The sequence below is a fragment of the Arcobacter sp. L genome (assembly GCF_000284235.1).
Taxonomy (GTDB): domain Bacteria; phylum Campylobacterota; class Campylobacteria; order Campylobacterales; family Arcobacteraceae; genus Aliarcobacter; species Aliarcobacter defluvii.
Window position 1 is genome coordinate 976,714 of the sequence record NC_017192.1, and the last position, 17,157, is coordinate 993,870.

The 17,157-nt window shown below is 25.3% G+C and carries 23 protein-coding genes; 7 read left to right on the forward strand and 16 right to left on the reverse strand.

Annotation, left to right across the window (positions count from 1 at the left end; translation table 11 throughout):
- Nucleotides 1-34 precede the first annotated feature (34 nt).
- Both ABLL_RS04790 and ABLL_RS04795 read left to right on the forward strand, forming a co-directional pair.
- The gene (locus ABLL_RS04790) at nt 35-295 is read left to right on the forward strand and encodes a type II toxin-antitoxin system RelE/ParE family toxin (protein WP_083840902.1); all 261 of its coding nucleotides are present in this window, start codon (nt 35-37) and stop codon (nt 293-295) included.
- Nucleotides 288-572 (forward strand): addiction module antidote protein, encoded by a 285-nt coding sequence (locus ABLL_RS04795; protein ID WP_014473653.1) that lies wholly within the window; start codon nt 288-290, stop codon nt 570-572. Before ABLL_RS04790 ends, ABLL_RS04795 begins: the two co-directional genes overlap by 8 nt.
- 88 nt (nt 573-660) lie before the next feature.
- Here ABLL_RS04795 and ABLL_RS14660 read toward each other — a convergent pair whose 3' ends face one another.
- Together ABLL_RS14660 and ABLL_RS04805 are read right to left on the reverse strand one after the other, a co-directional pair.
- Nucleotides 661-1,614, reverse strand: coding sequence for a nuclease-related domain-containing protein (locus ABLL_RS14660; protein ID WP_014473654.1), 954 nt, complete (start codon nt 1,612-1,614; stop codon nt 661-663).
- Between the two features lie 87 nt (nt 1,615-1,701).
- Nucleotides 1,702-2,079, reverse strand: a complete 378-nt coding sequence (locus tag ABLL_RS04805; protein WP_014473655.1) for a hypothetical protein — start codon at nt 2,077-2,079, stop codon at nt 1,702-1,704.
- Nucleotides 2,080-2,168: 89 nt separating this feature from the next.
- Between ABLL_RS04805 and ABLL_RS04810 the strand changes: the two genes are divergently transcribed.
- Nucleotides 2,169-2,612: a hypothetical protein gene (locus ABLL_RS04810; protein WP_014473656.1), complete on the forward strand. Its 444-nt coding sequence runs from the start codon at nt 2,169-2,171 to the stop codon at nt 2,610-2,612.
- 15 nt (nt 2,613-2,627) lie between these two features.
- On the opposite strand, the gene ABLL_RS04815 is transcribed toward ABLL_RS04810, so the two are convergent.
- The 12 genes from ABLL_RS04815 to ABLL_RS04870 form a co-directional block, all read right to left on the reverse strand.
- Nucleotides 2,628-3,443: a hypothetical protein gene (locus ABLL_RS04815; RefSeq protein ID WP_014473657.1), complete on the reverse strand. Its 816-nt coding sequence runs from the start codon at nt 3,441-3,443 to the stop codon at nt 2,628-2,630.
- Between the two features lie 11 nt (nt 3,444-3,454).
- Nucleotides 3,455-3,805 (reverse strand): SHOCT domain-containing protein, encoded by a 351-nt coding sequence (locus tag ABLL_RS04820; RefSeq protein ID WP_014473658.1) that lies wholly within the window; start codon nt 3,803-3,805, stop codon nt 3,455-3,457.
- Nucleotides 3,806-3,977: 172 nt separating this feature from the next.
- Nucleotides 3,978-6,488 (reverse strand): hypothetical protein, encoded by a 2,511-nt coding sequence (locus ABLL_RS04825; protein WP_014473659.1) that lies wholly within the window; start codon nt 6,486-6,488, stop codon nt 3,978-3,980.
- On the reverse strand, nt 6,485-7,105 hold the full coding sequence (locus tag ABLL_RS04830) for a hypothetical protein (protein ID WP_014473660.1): 621 nt from the start codon (nt 7,103-7,105) through the stop codon (nt 6,485-6,487). Before ABLL_RS04830 ends, ABLL_RS04825 begins: the two co-directional genes overlap by 4 nt.
- On the reverse strand, nt 7,102-7,401 hold the full coding sequence (locus tag ABLL_RS04835; protein WP_014473661.1) for a hypothetical protein: 300 nt from the start codon (nt 7,399-7,401) through the stop codon (nt 7,102-7,104). Before ABLL_RS04835 ends, ABLL_RS04830 begins: the two co-directional genes overlap by 4 nt.
- 10 nt (nt 7,402-7,411) lie before the next feature.
- A complete protein-coding gene (locus tag ABLL_RS04840) occupies nt 7,412-8,041 on the reverse strand; it encodes a hypothetical protein (RefSeq protein WP_014473662.1) in 630 nt (209 codons plus the stop codon).
- A gap of 14 nt (nt 8,042-8,055) precedes the next feature.
- Nucleotides 8,056-8,859: a hypothetical protein gene (locus tag ABLL_RS04845; protein ID WP_014473663.1), complete on the reverse strand. Its 804-nt coding sequence runs from the start codon at nt 8,857-8,859 to the stop codon at nt 8,056-8,058.
- Between the two features lie 10 nt (nt 8,860-8,869).
- Nucleotides 8,870-9,583 carry a hypothetical protein gene (locus ABLL_RS04850; RefSeq protein WP_014473664.1) on the reverse strand — a complete coding sequence of 238 codons (714 nt, stop codon included), beginning with the start codon at nt 9,581-9,583 and terminating at the stop codon, nt 8,870-8,872.
- A 129-nt stretch (nt 9,584-9,712) separates the two neighbouring features.
- A complete protein-coding gene (locus tag ABLL_RS04855) occupies nt 9,713-10,066 on the reverse strand; it encodes a hypothetical protein (RefSeq protein ID WP_014473665.1) in 354 nt (117 codons plus the stop codon).
- Between the two features lie 117 nt (nt 10,067-10,183).
- Nucleotides 10,184-10,525 carry a hypothetical protein gene (locus tag ABLL_RS04860; protein WP_014473666.1) on the reverse strand — a complete coding sequence of 114 codons (342 nt, stop codon included), beginning with the start codon at nt 10,523-10,525 and terminating at the stop codon, nt 10,184-10,186.
- Nucleotides 10,526-10,664: 139 nt separating this feature from the next.
- A complete protein-coding gene (locus tag ABLL_RS04865; RefSeq protein WP_041654693.1) occupies nt 10,665-10,904 on the reverse strand; it encodes a hypothetical protein in 240 nt (79 codons plus the stop codon).
- The gene (locus tag ABLL_RS04870; protein WP_014473668.1) at nt 10,894-11,106 is read right to left on the reverse strand and encodes a helix-turn-helix domain-containing protein; all 213 of its coding nucleotides are present in this window, start codon (nt 11,104-11,106) and stop codon (nt 10,894-10,896) included. The genes ABLL_RS04865 and ABLL_RS04870 overlap by 11 nt, the downstream gene beginning before the upstream one ends.
- Before the next feature lie 225 nt (nt 11,107-11,331).
- Here ABLL_RS04870 and ABLL_RS04875 point away from each other — a divergent pair, with 225 nt between their 5' ends.
- Nucleotides 11,332-12,027, forward strand: a complete 696-nt coding sequence (locus ABLL_RS04875; protein WP_014473669.1) for a hypothetical protein — start codon at nt 11,332-11,334, stop codon at nt 12,025-12,027.
- A gap of 84 nt (nt 12,028-12,111) precedes the next feature.
- Here ABLL_RS04875 and ABLL_RS04880 read toward each other — a convergent pair whose 3' ends face one another.
- Nucleotides 12,112-12,498 (reverse strand): class II SORL domain-containing protein, encoded by a 387-nt coding sequence (locus tag ABLL_RS04880; RefSeq protein ID WP_014473670.1) that lies wholly within the window; start codon nt 12,496-12,498, stop codon nt 12,112-12,114.
- A gap of 145 nt (nt 12,499-12,643) precedes the next feature.
- On the opposite strand from ABLL_RS04880, the gene ABLL_RS04885 reads away from it, so the two are divergent.
- The 3 genes from ABLL_RS04885 (at nt 12,644) to ABLL_RS04895 (ending at nt 14,981) form a co-directional block, all read left to right on the forward strand.
- On the forward strand, nt 12,644-13,465 hold the full coding sequence (locus ABLL_RS04885) for a thiamine-phosphate kinase (protein ID WP_014473671.1): 822 nt from the start codon (nt 12,644-12,646) through the stop codon (nt 13,463-13,465).
- Nucleotides 13,466-13,486: 21 nt separating this feature from the next.
- Nucleotides 13,487-14,551: a tRNA pseudouridine(13) synthase TruD gene (gene truD / locus ABLL_RS04890; RefSeq protein ID WP_014473672.1), complete on the forward strand. Its 1,065-nt coding sequence runs from the start codon at nt 13,487-13,489 to the stop codon at nt 14,549-14,551.
- A gap of 76 nt (nt 14,552-14,627) precedes the next feature.
- Nucleotides 14,628-14,981 (forward strand): hypothetical protein, encoded by a 354-nt coding sequence (locus ABLL_RS04895; RefSeq protein ID WP_014473673.1) that lies wholly within the window; start codon nt 14,628-14,630, stop codon nt 14,979-14,981.
- Between the two features lie 40 nt (nt 14,982-15,021).
- Here the strand turns inward: ABLL_RS04895 and ABLL_RS04900 are convergent, their stop codons facing one another.
- Complete coding sequence (locus ABLL_RS04900) at nt 15,022-17,127, reverse strand: TonB-dependent siderophore receptor (RefSeq protein WP_014473674.1); 2,106 nt, start codon at nt 17,125-17,127, stop codon at nt 15,022-15,024.
- Nucleotides 17,128-17,157 lie beyond the last annotated feature (30 nt).

A 17,157-nucleotide genomic window follows, 5' to 3' on the forward strand; every position in this document is an offset into this window, starting at 1 on the left:
TGTATTTAATAAAACAAATATTTTTTCAAAATAGTTGTTAAAGCTCAAAGATACTCAAGGTAAAGTTGCAGTATTACGAAGAGTTGAGATAATGAAATTAGGAAACTTTGGAGACCATAAATCAGTTGGTAATAATATAAGTGAACTTAGAATTCCAACGGGTCCAGGATATAGAGTTTACTATACTCAAAAAGATGATGAAATTATTGTTTTATTAGTTGGTGGTGATAAATCATCACAAAGTGATGATATTAAAAAAGCAAATGAGATTTTAAAGGAGCTTGAAAATGAGTAATGTAGAACTTACAAACTTTGATATAGCACAATATCTTGATAATAAAGAAGTAATAGCAGAATACCTATCTCAAATCTTAGCAGATGGGGATATGGATGAATTACTAGAAGCTCTTGGAAATATTGCAAAAGCAAAAGGTATGAGCCAAATAGCAAGTGAAACAGGATTAGGTAGAGAAAGTTTATATAAAACTTTTCATAAAGGTACAAAACCTAAATTTGACACTATTATGAAAATACTTGGTTCACTTGGTGTTAAAGTTCAAGTTACTGCTTAAATTTTAAAGAGTATGATTATTCTTCTTGTCAATTCTTGATATTATTTTATCAGATTGACAAGGTTCTAAAACTTACTAATTCTTTTAATTAACACTCACAAACTTTACATAAAACTTTTGTTTGAGTAAATGTTTTAAAACCTTTTTTTTGAGTAGTTTCACATTTTTTACAAATAAAACTTACCATTGGTTTACCCATATATTTATCTGCATGTTTTATCTCTTTAAAAGTTGAAATATCAATATTATTTTTCTTACATAATATTTCTATATCATTAAGTTCTTCATTTTGAATAGCAATGATCTTTTCGTTTTCTAAATCATTTTTAGAGTTTGAAATAGGATATTTTTTTTCATAATCAATATTTACTGGTTTATGTTCTTTGATTAAAATATTTCCTATATTTTCCATTTCTCTAGTTGTAGGAATTTTATTTGTTATAAGTTTAGAAATTGCTCCTAAAATTTTCATAGGACTTCTTTGAAAATTAGTAACTATTGAATCATAAAATGAATCTGCTCTATGAAAATATTTTGGCAACTCTTTATTTGTTATAACAACATCAGGAAGAAATACAACATAAGATTCAATATGCATTTTCATATTATATTTTTCTAAAATCTCATGTAAAATTTGTTCATGTCTTTTTGACTGTTCTAATGGATTAGCTTGATTGTATGATTTTCCCTTACCATAATCATAAAGCATTGTTCCATCATCATTTATTGTAACTTTTGCTTTTGTATGTTTTGTTTCAACTAAGATGATACCAATTGCTTTATTAATTAATAAATGATCTATTTGAGCTGAAAATTTTTCAGTTTCAAATCTTAAATCATGAAGTACTACATAGTTATCACTATCATTCAATTTAAAATCTATAAAATAAGCTGTATCTTTTTCTCCCTTTAAACCAGTTTCTAGTTTTGAAAGTTCTTTTTTTATTAAAATTTTTTGATTTTCATTTTGAGAGAGATTTAATAAATTCTTTAAAATAGTTATTTGTTTTTCTTTATGTTCATCAATATTCTTTAATATCATTCAATATACCTTTTATTCAAAAAAATTTATTACGTATTAATTATAGTTATAAATAAATAATACAATGATTATTTTTATAGAAATAATTTAATTTTTAAAATATCTAATCATAAAATGCTTATAATCTTCTATTGTTAAATCTAATTTAGTATTTCCATTTATATAACCAGTAAAATTTAATTCTTGAAATTGGAACTCTATAATTGTATATATTTTGGCTACTTCTTTTATTTTTGAAATTCTTGTTTTAAAATATAGATTCTTTTTATACTGCTCATACTCTTTTTGTAAATAGTCATTTAAAAATTTCATATATGTAGTATCTGATACACTAAAATTGCTTTTATTATTTTGACTAATATAAGCTAGTTGTTTAGGAATAGTATATAGATTTATTAAAAGAGTTTTTATTACTTCAATATTCGAAAGTAAGATATCATTTTTTGTTTTTCTTTTTCTACTCAATTTGTACTCCTTTTTTTATTTCAATATGTAATATTTTAAAATTAAACAAAAATAACATTGTATAATTTTAAAAAAATAAAGGCTTTATTATGTATGAAGAATTAGAACCTAATTATGAAATCCAAGTTTTTGAAAAAAATAATCATCATTTTATAGATAGTTATTACACTTATAGTGATGATAAATCTACTGCATTATCTCAAGGTATCAAACATTTTGAAAATCAATATCCAACTAATAATTATGATTTTGTAGTTGAATATTTAGGTGAATTTCAAAGTGATAGAGGTTTTGAAATGTCATTAGATTCTGAACAATTTAAAAATGATGATCTTGAAAAATATAAACTTGATATTCAAAGAGTTTCAACTATGCTAAAAGAATTTGCTTTCTTTTCATCAGTTGAAGATGATTTAAAATTTGTAAATGAAAAAATAGCTGAAGTTGAAAACTCAAATTTATCAACTACAGATAAAGCTCTTCAAATTAAAGTTTTAAGAGATACTATTGAAACCCTAAGAGAGATTTCATAATCTCTCTTAATAGATTTATTCTAGTTCTAAACTTTGATTTTTAGTTTCCGTTTCAATCATACTTCTTAAATTATTTGCAGCATCTTTTTGATTAAAATCTTCATCTGTTTTTGTTTGGTCAATTTCATTTCTTAGATTAATTAACTTATTTGAAAAATGAATATATTCATCAAGTTTTTCTAAATTTTCCTTACTAAGAGTTTTTGCAACATCTGAATTTCTTATATCTTCAAATTTTTTTAATTCTAATGCTAATTCATATACAGAATTTTTTTCCATCTCTTTGAAAAATTCATCTTGTGTTTGTGCATATTTATTTTCATAATACTCAATTCGGTTTGTAATATCATAAATCTGTTTTACCAAATTTCCTACAGGTGGATTTTTTGTCTCTTTTTTATCTTTATCAAGTACAGATTTTACTTTATCGGTTGTTATAGGATAATCTTCTAAAACTTTATTAATACCATTTTCTAAATCGGGTAAAGAATTATCAACATTATTAATCATATCTAAAGTTAGATTCTCATTTTTTATATCGAAAGCTTTTATATTACTTTCTTCTGTACTTTCAATTTTATGTAAAGTCATACATTTATGACATATATTATTCAATACTTGTAAATTTTCTTTTTTAAAACGATAAAGAATTCTATGGTCAAATTCATGCTCTAAATTAGCAAAATTTAATGCAAGTTCAAGCATATATTTTCTTTTTACATCTCTCCATGACTGATCTTTTGTTTCTTCATAGTTTTTGTTACAATCTTTGATGTTTTTTATAATTTCACTAAGTCTTTTTGATATTTTAGCTATTAAATTTGTATTCATTTTATTTTCCTTTATTTTAAAAATTCTTTCTTTTTTGCTTCATACTCTTCTTGAGTAATAGCACCTTTTTCTTTTAATTCAAACCAATAGCTCAAATCTTTTGTTTCTTCAAAGCCATATATATTTTTAATATGTTGATTTGCTTCATATTCCATTTGAGCATTTTTATTAGCTTCCATTTGTAGAAGTTCTAATGAAATATTTTTATAAATTGGTAAACCAAGTTTTCTTCTATTTTTTCTGATTCTATATTCAGTAAAAATAAATGGACTTGCAACAGCAAGTAAAAAAAGAGTTCCATCAATAATTACATTACCACTTGTAAAAGGTGGTTTTGTTTTTGGGTTTACTGTTAAAGCCATAATGATAACTATGTAAAAGAATGAAAAACTAAAAAAGTAAAATATCATTCTTATAAAAAAATGTGCTGCAAATAATCCATTGCGATTGTAATGTGTGTTCATGTTAAACCTTTAAATTTTATTTTTATATTTATTTCTAAAAAGAGTAATATGATTTAATATTACTCTTTCCTTATATTCTATTTCCCCAACCAGTTGCTTCATTTTTCATTGATTCAATTGCATTATCAAGTTCTTTACTTCCCTGAACTTCAATTACTTCAAATAAAGTACTGTGTAGAGAAACAATTATTTTATAAATAATCACAATACTAAACACAGCAATTGCAATTTCTATAAATCCATCAAATACATAAATTTTTAATTTACTTATCCACTCTCCATTAACAGTTCCAAAGGACCATGGAGTACCATCAACTCCTTTATATTGTAAAGAGTTGTTTTCTAACATTCCAATAATGATTTTTTTACCAAAAATATCACCAATTGAATGAATTAATGAACTTGCAGTCATTGCTAACCAAACAGCTAAAACAAATATTGGAAGTTCTAACATAGTTGCAAATATTTTCATTGTAAATCTTGATATCGCTTCTATATTTTGTCTTGCAAACATAATAGGCATCATGAATAAACTAGCAAAGTGAAAGGTAAAGATTTTAATTATAATAACTATGAATCTAAGTAATCCAATTACAACTAATCCAACTATTGGGGTTAATTCTAAAACTGTTTTTGCTGTCTCATAAGCAAACCACATTCCTAGCATACCTCCACCAAGTGATCCTATTGCTGCACCTGCAACAGTACCAACTGTTCCACTTAACCAACTTAATATTCCACCACCAGCAGCTGCACCTCCAGCTCCTCCAATTGCTCCACCAATCTTTCCAGAGTTTTCAGTAACAATATTAAAAATTGTTCCTGCTCCTGGAACAAACATATATGGAATTGAACTCATAATCATGTGAGTTCCCATTGAATCTTCTTTTACTTCAGCATTTAGTTTTTCTAAAACTTCACTTCTTTTTGTTTTATATAATCCACCAATATACTCTGTTTGAAGTTTTGTAACGGGTAATCCAAGAACAGCTAAATATCCAAAGTCTCTATATAACTCATATTGAAATTTTATAAGACCTTGCAACATTGGGATTTTATTTCCTGAATTTGCTAAACTATCTAAAGAATCACTACTGTTTCTATATTTAGTATCATTTTCTTTATTAGCATAATAGTTTTTGCCACATGAACTTAAACTATATTCAGGATAATAGTTATCTAAAGGATTATTTCCATTTACTTTGTTTAAAACATTTTGATTATAAGCACCACTACTTTTTACTTCTCCATCAACAACTGAATAGTATAAGTTTGAAGTATTACTTCTAATTTTACTGTTTGCATAAGCCCATTTTTCACTTGTAGGATATGCAACATTTGGATCTATTGAATATTGATGATTACCATCACTATCAATTAATCCATCATAGTTATAGATATTATTTTCACAAATTTCTGTCACTATTCTTGTAAAGTTTTTTAATTCTTCTGCTTGAGTTTTACTTGCACTTGTTTGAATAATTTGTTCTTTTGTCCCAACTCCACTTTTTTTAATGATTGCATTTATTTCAGCATCAATAATTACTTTAGCAGCTGCATCAGCCCAATCACTAAATAAGTAATATCCAGATTTTTCAAAGTCCTGGTATTTTGTTTTCATAATGTCATATTCTGCAACTACTTGGCCATTGTTTGAAACTTGTTCCTTAAATCCAGTTGGAAAAAATAGCAAGATACCTAATACAATACCTGTAACATATGGAGATACTTTTTCATGATTTTGTTTTTCTTCTACTTTTGAAGAAAGATGAGATAAAGTTTTACTACCTAATCCCCAGATTCCAAAAAATGCTATTAGTAAAATAAGATAAATCATACCAACATCAGAAAGTCCTGTATAAACACTAAAAATAGTTTCTGCATCTGTTAAGATGTACTCTTTATTGTCAACAAATTCATTAGAACCTGAATCAAAGTAACTAGATACAAAATTATCTTTTAATTGTAGTTTTCCCGCTGTTTTAGTTGCATCAACATCAACAATATCAGTATCACTTAAAATTGCAGCAGTTAATAGTCTAGGAATAGTTAAATAGTTTCCTGTTTGATTTAATATTGAACTTTGAATAGAACTTACTGAATCTTGTAAAGGTTTAAATTGATTATCTGCATTATCAATTAAATTTTTATTTTTTTCTTCTGCTTTTTTTAAATCTAACGCAAAGGCTTCTTTTAAATTTGGATAACTTGTATCAAATAATCCTATTGGATTATATAAATCTCCTTTTTTTGCAACCATACAAGTAACTATTCCACTTTGAGCATTAATAGAATAAACAGTTGCAGTCCAATCATTACCTACAAAAGAACAAGTTATACTTGATCTTATATTAGCACTATTACTTGGAGTTGATATATCTCTAGTTAATTGGCTCTCATTAGAGATAATTCCTCTACTTATAAGTGCTTCTTTAGAAATTGGCAATAAATCATCATTTTTATATTTAGACATATCTCCTTTTCTGTAATCTTCCATTACATTTGATGTGCTAATTTCTGTATATGCAAAAGATTTGAGAGCAAATATAAAACTAAATAGGAAGATTAAAAATGTTTTCATTTTAAGCTCCTATTTTTTCTTACGAAATAGTCTAAAACCAAAGTGAAGATGAAATATATACCTGTAAAACATTTGATAACAAAATCATAGTCGTAAAGAAATTTAATGTAAATCTCTTTTGATGGATTAGGATAAACGTTAAAAAATGCACTAACCAAAATATCTTCCAAGAGAAGATATAGAAAGCAGTAAATTCCAATATATAATAAAATCCTAATAAATCCATGTATATTTCTTAATCTCCATTTCTGGAGTTTCATTTCTTTGATATATTGTTTCTTTTGTTTTTGTTGTTCCAGGTGTTTATCAACATCAAAATTGCTACCATATAAGCTCTCATAATTTACAATCCCAATTGTAAAAAGAATAGAGAGTATTTTTATACCAAAGCCAATTAAGATTAAAAGGCTTTGAATAAATACAGGAATAGATGTATATGATCTTATATCAATCATTGTTCCTAGTTTTACGATAGTAAAATATAGAGCTGTAATTAAAGATACATAAAACAAATATCGCAAATAAACAGGAAGAGTTCTCAAACTTTTAAATAAAAATTGAGACTTATCAAAAGTTGAAAGCCACCATAAACCAAGAGTTGTACCTATATTTTTCATGCACTTACTCCTGATTTTATTTGTTGTTTTATGAAACTAATTTGTAAATATAAAAGTGGTAATTTTTGAAGAATTATCATCTTTTTTTCTATTTTTTCGTTTTTATTTTTGAAAATATTTTTAATTTGGATAAACATGGCAAGTAATTCTTGACCATTTTTACCTGCAAGAAAAGGAATATTCACATCTTTTAATAAAGATGCGACAATTTCAATATTTTCATTTATTGTTTCGATTTCATCAGATATAGCAAGTTGTGCAGCTATATCTATTTTTGATTTTTGACACATTACCATTTTTTATCCTTTATCTTAAAAAGAAATAAACAAGTGAACCAATTACAGTACCACCACCTAAAAAGCTTAAAAAACCTGTTAATAAATTGTTTTTGAAATAAATTTTTTCTACTTTTGAATGAAAATTATTAAGGTTTTCTATTGCAGTAGTTACATTTTGATTTGCATCTTCAAATCTTTTTAAATCAATGTTTTTTAATTTTTTATTGATTTCGTTTTTTATTTCATCAACTTTAGTTTCAATATCTGCAATAAGTGAATCTTTAAATGAATTTTTAAAGTTATTAATATCATTAGAAATATCATCTTTAAAATGATTTCCTAAAATTGATACTGTTAATTCTAAAGCGTTTCTAAAATTTTCCACTTTTTGAGTTTGTTCTTGAAGTATTTTTTCATTAGTTTTTTCAAAATTTGTAAAATTCTTTAATGCTACTTCTGTTTTAGAACTTAAGTAATTAAGTACATTGGTTAAATTAGTAAGATTTGCTATTTTTTTATTTATGTCTAAAAGTTCGTTAATTAAACCACTACCATCATTAGGATTTTTAATTTTTGCCAGAACTTGAGAATTTAAAAAATCAAGCTCATTTACCAATTGTTCAATAGTTTTTCTTTCTACAATTTGAAAATTTTCCATTTTTAATCCTCAAACTATAAAACTTTACTTAAGGGTTTTAATTCCTCCACTGTTGCAACAATCCTTCTTGCAAATTCAACTTTTTGAAGATTTTTAATGTATAAATCTCTGTCTTTTTGCCACTCGGCTTTATATTTAACTAAATTATCAAGTAAATCTTTACCATAAACGTATGCATCTAATAAAGTTAACTGATGAAATGATTTTAGGATTGAATAGTCATTACAATCTTTAATAAAAAATAAATTGTCATATTCCAAATCATTAGCAGGAGGAATACCAATACTTTCATCCCCAAAAATAGATATAAAGTCTTTTTTAATTGTATTTTGATCCAAAGATGTACATTTATTTAGAATCAAATTAATATTAGCAGTTGGATCATATTTTTTAATGCCTTTAATTGTATTGATTGTATTAAATATGTGTTCATAATCTTTGCACATAACAACAAAATATGTTAATTGGCTTAATCCAACAGCTTGTAATTTTTGAAGAACTTCGTAAGTTTCATCTCCTCCAGCAATATCAACAATAGATATAGTATCAGGACTAGAAAAAGCATCAAAATCAATGTTGTAAATAGCTTGTTTTGATTCTTCATTTTTATTTTTTAAACTTTTAAAGTTAACCAATGTTGAATTAATATAATTAGTAGTGTTGTTGTTATCTAATTCATACACATTTATTTTTTTATCGGGGTATTTTAAATTTAAAATTACAGGAAGGGCGTGTCCTCCAATAGTAGATTTTCCAGTACCACCTTTATCTGAAGCAATAACGTAAACTGGTATTTTAGTTTCATTTGTTTTTTTCATTTATTTTCCTTTAAAACGATTTTTTTAAATCTTGTATTTTTTGAACAAAATGTTCAACCTCTTGATTAAATACTTCATTTTTTTGATTATTTAAACTCAAATAATCAAGTAAATTTGTTTTTGTTAGTGAGAATTCACCAAATATTTTGGAATAGGGGATATAGTAGATATTATCAACAGTTAATTCATCAATTCTTGATTTTATTCCTATCTTTTTGTCTCCAAATAAGCCTATAAATTGTTTTTCTATTTCATTTTTATCCAATGAATTGCATTTATTTAAGACTAAATGTATTTTTGGATTAATACTAAATTCTTGAATTATTTCTATCATTTTGATTGCAAGATCTACTTCAATTGGATTACTAGTTATTGGAATATAGTAGATAACTCCCATACCTAGTTCCTGGAGTAACTCAAAACCGTCTTTACTTAAATCAATAATGTTTATATTTTTTGATTTTTTGAAAAGAAAATCAGTACAATCTGCATTAATTCTTTTGCCGATATTTTGGAGTTGAATCGGCTTTGTACTTGTATTAATCAACTTAAAATTTTTAGGCTCATCATCACCAATAACATTGAAATTATCTGGATGATAAAGAGTTATTGTTCTGTCTTCTCTGTACAATAATGTGGCTAATATTTTAGATAATGTTGTAGTTCCAACGCCACCCTTTAGACTGCAAACCACATACGTATTACTGTTTTGTTTTTGTGACATTTTTTACCTTCTTTTGTTGTCGTTTTTATCGTGTTAATTTTGCTTGTCTTTGATTAAGCCGTAGGGAGATAGAGGGTAGGCTTAACAAAATTAACCATTCCCTAAACTCAGAAATATTGGCTAACTATCTTACTTATGAACTAAACTTTGTATTTGAGCTAATTGATTAAATTTACATTTGATGTTGGCATTTAAAGCTTTAAGTGTGAATTCTTCAAAAGTTTTATTTACTACTACTTCATCAATGGTAAATAATTGATTTTGATAATTGATTGTTTGACTTTGTAAGTTTTTGATATTTTGTATTTTTATATCTTCTAAAAAGTCTTTAAAATTATCTAATGTCATTTGATTATTATTTAGTAGTGAACTGAATATTGTTTTGCGATGTAATCTTTCACTTGTTTTAGGCTTCAATCCATCTGCTTTTAACCAATCATAAAATTTATCAAAAAGTTCAATTTTTTGATTTTCATCAATCATTTTCTTCTTCCTCTTCTTCTTTATGGATATTGTTATATATATAATTATATGTGTCTAAATTTTAGACGGCTTTTGTCTAATTTTTAGACGCTTACAATCTATCTTTTAGATTCTCGTCTAAATTTTAGACGGATGTCCAATTTCAAAATTTACGAATTCATCCCACCATAATTTGGTTGTCTTTAAAAATCCACTTTCTGCATTTTTTTCTACTAATTTTTTATCAATAAGTTTTGTGATGCTGTTATAAGCAGATGCTCGACTTAAATCAAACATTTTTCCTAAAGTTTCAACTTTACCGTGATACCAACCTTTAAAAATTGAATCAGGATTATTTGATAGATGATATATTGCATTTGCAATGCAATAATCATTGTTTGAAAGCTCATATTTAACTCTTGGATGATGTTTTATTGTTGTGTAGTCTGCTAATCCTGTTTTCTTATCTTTTTCACTCATATATTTATCCTTACATATCCTTACATGTGTGTAATTGTAAAAAACTAAGTTACTATGTTGTAGTATTCATTTAGTTAAAGCCATAATTCGTTTTAACAGCTCTCTCTTTATACTCGCCAAAGTCTTTTAAGAGAGAGTGTTATATTGTTTTAATTTGATTCTCAATTAAATGTTTTGCAATGGCAGTAATTGAGTACATAATTTGTCCTCGCGATTTTCCATTTCTTCTTGAGTATGATATTCCTCTTGCTTCAGCTCTGTCTTTTTGTAAAACTTTTTCGCTACATCCAACGACTTGAGCTGTTTCCTTTTCATCAAGAGTAATTTTCCCGAATTTTTCAAACAATAGTTTTGATAAAACTTCATATTCATTCATCATTTGTTCCTGCTCCTACTTCATTTTTTTTTAAGTAATCTAAAATCCAACTTCTTTTATATACACAATCTCGACCAATTTTTGAATATCTTATTTTTTTATGTTGTCTTAGATTTCTTAATGTTGTATTTGTTATAGGTGGAATTCCATCTATACCTTTTTCTAATTCTTTATTTGTATAAAATTTATCGTCTATTTCAGACATATATACTCCTTTATCAATTTTTTAAATAAATAGGTTTTAAAATTAACAATAAGCTTTTAAATATCTTAATAATCTCAATTTAGTATTTAATAGATACTTATATAGTAATTATTAGTAAAATAGTATCTATTAAATACTTATGTAGAGCTTAATAAGTATTTAATATGAACTTTTATAAAATTTATACAAATACAAGTATTATTTGAATACTAAATAAGGAGAATTATGACATTTAAAGAAACTATGGCAGCATTATTTAGTACAGCAGAAGGGACATATTACAAATGGAAAAAAGAGGAACGTCCTATAATTAAGCTTTTGGACAAATATTTTTCTAAAGAAGAACTTGAAGAGTTTTTAAGCACGGAAAAGATAAATAAACTAGAAAATTTAAATTCATATTCTTTTTCATCTTCTGTAGGTTTTATAATTAAATTGAAGCTTTTGTTAAATAAAAATGATTTTGATGGAACTTCAAGATTCGTTTCTTTTATTGCTTATTATATTAAACTTAAAATTGGACAAGGTGAAGATTCTTTTTATTTCAAAAATAGTAATTTAAAAATATATGAAAAAAATGAAGAATTAAGATTATTTCAAAATTTGTTTATAAAATTTGTAATGAATAATTTAAATTCAAATATTATATTTGGAGAATTAGATGATTTAAAATATTATATTAATTTTATTGATAATTTTAATGAATCTGATTTAATATTTTTAAACATGAATATAAATGATAATTTTAAGACACTTTTAGATTCTAAAAATATAAATTATCTCAATGCTGATGGATATATTAGAAACTTTGAACATCGCATGTTAGATTATTTTGAGAAAGAGCTAAATAGAAAAGGAAACTTAGAAGATTTAATATCAGAATACAAATTAAAATGTATAAAAGATTTAGAAGGAAAATAAATCTAGGTGTCAAATAGGTGTCAAATATAAAAAAAGGCAAGAAATAAAAATCTCTTGCCTTTACTGTAGAATAGGGTTTATAGCTTATTCAGCTACAGCTACTTCTACAGGTGTACCTTCCCATATACCATGTTTTGTACAGTAACCGTGAGCAACTAAATTTAATTTTGAACCAGTTGGGATGATTGTAAATGTAGTTGTATTATGTGCTTTTACATTTCCTAATGTTCCTGGTACATAAGTAGCTTTTGCTAATAATGTTTCACCATTAAATAAAGAAACAGATTCGATGTAGTGATCAAAATCATCTGGATGAGTGTATTCGTTACCCATTTTAACAGTAACTTCAAATGGTTCACCTTTTTTTGCAGTTGAAGCACAGTGAATAAATGGACTGTGTCTATCAATTAAATCTTTTTTTGCTTCTCTTTCAACAGTATCAATATCAACATATTTGTTAATTTTTGGCATAGTATCTCCTAATAAAATTATTTTAAAAAGGGCATTATACTATAAATTTTATAAAATAAAGAGGATAGAATTTATCCTCTTTGTTAAATTTGATAAAAATTTATTTTTATCAAGTATATTTTACACATCTTTGATATAATTGCGTATGAATAAAGAAGAGTATTTTATAAATCAATTTTCAAATAAAAAAATTATTGGTGATGATGGTGCTTTTATTGATGGATTTGTTTATTCAATGGATGCTTTTTTTGAAAATGTACATTTCAAAAAAGAATGGATGAATTTAAAACAAATCGCTTATAAATCAATGATTGTAAATATTTCAGATGCCATAGTAATGAATGCAAAACCAATTTATGCACTTTTGAGTGTAGCTATTCCTAAAACATATTCTGAAAAAGATTTAATAGATTTATCAAAAGGTTTTAAAAAAGCTGCAAAAGAGTTTGGAATAGAGATAATTGGCGGAGATACAATATCAAATGAAAAACTTGATATAAGTGTGACTATTATTTCTAAAACATCAAATCCTATTTATAGAAATGGAGTAAAAAAAGGCGATTTACTTTGTTATACTGGAACTTTGGGATTATCAAAAGCTGATTTAGAAAAACTTTTAAAAAATAAAGAGATTTCTAAAAAATCAAAATTTATTAAACCTGTTTTAAATCCAGATTTTTTTTATGAGATTTCTCCTTATATAACTGCATCAATGGATATTTCTGATGGATTATTTTTTGAATTAGAAAGATTATCAAAAGCAAGTAAAATAGGATTTGAATTTTTTTATGATATTGATGATGAGATAGGAACTTCAGGAGAAGAATATGAAATACTTTTTTCATTTAATGAAAAAAATTTAGAAAAAATAAAAAAAATTGCCTTAAAACATAAAATAAAATTAAATTTATTTGCAAAAGCAGTAAAAGGCAAATATAGAACAGATTGTAAAAATCACCATTTTTAAAATATAAGAAGGAAAAAAATATTGGAACAATTACAAAGATACTTAAATCACTCAAGAATTGATGTAGTATTTAAACAAAATAAAGATGATTTTGTGGTTACAGAAATACCACTTTATGAATTTTCAGGTGAGGGTGAGCATTTAGTTCTAAAAATAAGAAAAAAAGATTTAGCAACTTGGGATGCAATAGAAATTTTAGCTAATTATTTAGGTTGTAGCACTAGAGAGTTTGGATATGCAGGATTAAAAGATAAAAATGCGATGACAATTCAATCTATTTCAATTCATAGAAAATTTGAAGAGCAATTAAAATCTTTTCAACATGAAAATATAAAAATACTTGAAACAACTTATCATAATAATAAGATAAAAGTAGGGCATTTAAAAGGTAATAAATTTTTTATAAGATTAAAAAGAGTTGGTCTTGTTGAAAAAAGAAAAATAGAAGAAGCTTTTGGACAAATTGCAACTTATGGAATTCCAAACTATTTTGGATTCCAAAGATTTGGAATAGAAGGTGACAATTATAAAAAAGGTAAAGATATAATTGATGGAAAACTAAAAGAAAAAAGAAGAAACTTAAAACAGATGTATATCAATGCTTATCAAAGTTATCTTTTTAATAATTGGCTTTCAAAAAGAATTGAAATTTCAAAATTGATTGATGCTTTTGAACCAAAAGAGATTTACCAAAAATTAAATTTACCACTTGAAATTGTAAAAAGAATGAAAAAACAAAAACATCCTTTTAAATTAATAACAGGTGATTTGTTATCTCATTATCCTTTTGGGAAAATCTTTACAATTGAAGATTTAGAAACTGAATCTGAAAAATTTTATGAGAGAGATAGAGTTCCAACAGGACTTTTAAGTGGTAATAGAGTTAAAAATTCAATTGATTTAGCATATGATATTGAAAAAGAGTTTGAAGAAAAAACAGGCGAAGATGGAGCAAGAAGATTTGCTTGGATTTTTCCTGAAGATTTAGAAAGTAATTATAAAGAAGAAAAAAATTGGATGGAATTACAATTTTATCTTCCAAAAGGTTCTTATGCAACAGAAGTAATAGCAGAAATAATTCATTAATAATAAAATTTAGTAAAAATTATTAAGTAAAAATAAGCTAAACTCTTCATATATAATTAGTCTAAAAAGGAATTTTATGAAATATGAAGAGTTGATTGCCCAGTTATGTGAAGTAATAAAAGAGTCAGAAAATAATGCACAATTGATTTATGATAATGCTGAAATGCTTGATAATATAGTTAATGATTTAGTAGAAGTTCCTTTACATAAAAAAAATAAAATAAATGATCTTATTTCAGATATATACGGTTTATTGCAAAATCAAGATTTACATAGACAAAAGATAGAAAGAGTTGTAAACTTTGTTTGTGAAAAAAATAATATTGATAAGAGCCAATATAATCTAGCTCCAAGTGCTAAAAACATAGCATCAGAAGATGTATTATCTTCAGAAGAATTAGAGCTATTGATAAAACAAATGCAAGCGTAAACCCAATTTTTAGTATATTGTCAAAAACAATATACTAAGTTTAGAAAATGTATTTATATGTTAAAAATCCATTTCTTGGTGCACCATAAATCATTCCATCACTTCCAATACCTTCGTAATATTTTTTATCAAATATATTATTTACATTTAATTGAATTTTTGAATTTTTATCTACGTCATAAGCTAATAAGGCATTTGTTAGAATGTAACTTTTTTGTTCTATTAGGCTTTTCCCTTCTCCTGTGTAAAATCTACTTTTATAATTTAATCCAGCACCTATTTTAAAATCTCCTATTTTATAAGTAGTAAATAAATTGGATGTAGTTCTTGATGACTTCGTAGAATATTTTTCACCTTGTGCATTTTCAGCTGAAAAATTTGAGATACCATATTTTATATTTAATTTATCAGTAATATTCCCTGCTAAAATAAAATCAAAACCTTTACTCTCAACACCTTTTGCTGCTCTATAAGCTTGGGTAGAAGTTCCAGGGATATAAACTCCATCTATTGATTCTGCAACATTATCTTGTAGAATTTTAAATAAAGAAAATGAAGAATTTAATTTTCCATCAAAATATTCTCCTTTAATTCCCGTTTCATAGTTTTTACCTACAATAGGATCTAAATAGTTATCATTAATATCTCTTTGGGATTGAGGTTGAAAAATATCAGTATAACTTACATAAATAGAATGTTGTTCATTTATATTATAAACAATACCAGCATATGGAGTTAGTTCATTTCTAAATGTTCTTGATTTATATCTTGGATCTTCATTTATTAGAGTATATTTTGATAATCTTGCACCTAATATCAGCTTTAAATCTTCTAGCAGTGAGATTTTCTGATTTATATAAAAGGCTGTTTGAGTTGTATGATTTAGTGGTCTATATATTATCTCTGAATTTTTTGGGTATATTTCTTCAATGTAATAATTATAAAAATTTGGAATACTAATTTCATCCCAATCATTTAAATATGCTACTTTGTTTTTTAAAGTTGCATATTTATTGTATGAATATCCTAAAACAAATTCTTGATCCAAATTAGCAATAGTAAATGGAATTTTTGAATTTAAATCAAAACTTTCATCACTTACTCTTGATTCTCCTTCATAAGCTTTTGCAGACATTCCACTTCCATCAGTAGTATCTAATTGTCCCATAAACCATAACAATTTAGACTCTTTTTCTTTATTAGCAAAACTATAATTTGCATTTAATGAAATTTTATCTGTAATATATTGTTCTACATTTGTGAAAAAAGATGTAGTTTGAGTATTTGTATAAGTCCAATCTTCTGTAACAGATTGAGAACGATTAAAATCTATTCTATTATTATTTATATCAAATGCAGGAAGTCCTCCCCAAGCTACACCATTTTTATCTAATTTTTCAAAAGACCCACCAACTGAAAAATATGTTGTATCTGTTAAATCAACATCAATTATTCCATATAATAAATTTTTTTCTTTTTCATATTTATTCATAAAAGAGTCTTCTTCTTGATGTTTTACGATAATTCTTCCTCTTATATTTCCTTTTTCATTTAATGCAGATGAAACATCAATCATTGATAAATAATTATCCCAAGAACCTGCACTTAAAGTTAAATCACCTTTAAATTCTTTAGTATTTGCATGTTTTCTAATATAGTTTAAACTAATTGCAGGATTACCAGAACCAGTTGTTAAGCCATTTGCACCTCTTACTATTTCAATACGGTCAAACATTGCTAAATCTAAATCACTTGAAGATGAAAAACCATATTGAGTCATACCATCAATTTTGAAATAATCTATTGCAAAACCTCTTGATGTTGGACTAATACTTTCATCAACTCTATTAAGTGTAATTCCAGGAATCTCTTCTAATAATTTTTGATTTGTAGTAATATTCTTATCTTTTAATTCTTGTGTTGTCACAACACTTACAGATTGTGGAGTATCTTTTATTGATAAATCAAGTTTTGTTGATGTATTCATAGAACCAGTTGTATAAGAGTTTGTTTCTTCTGTTGTATTAAATAATTTATTTTCGTAAATAAATATTTGTTCTAATTTTTCTTCTGAATGAAGATTGTTATTTAAAGTCATTATTGTGCATAATGAGAGCAAAAGAGGATTTTTTATATTTCTTTTCATATTATTCCTAAATGAATTGAATTAATAATG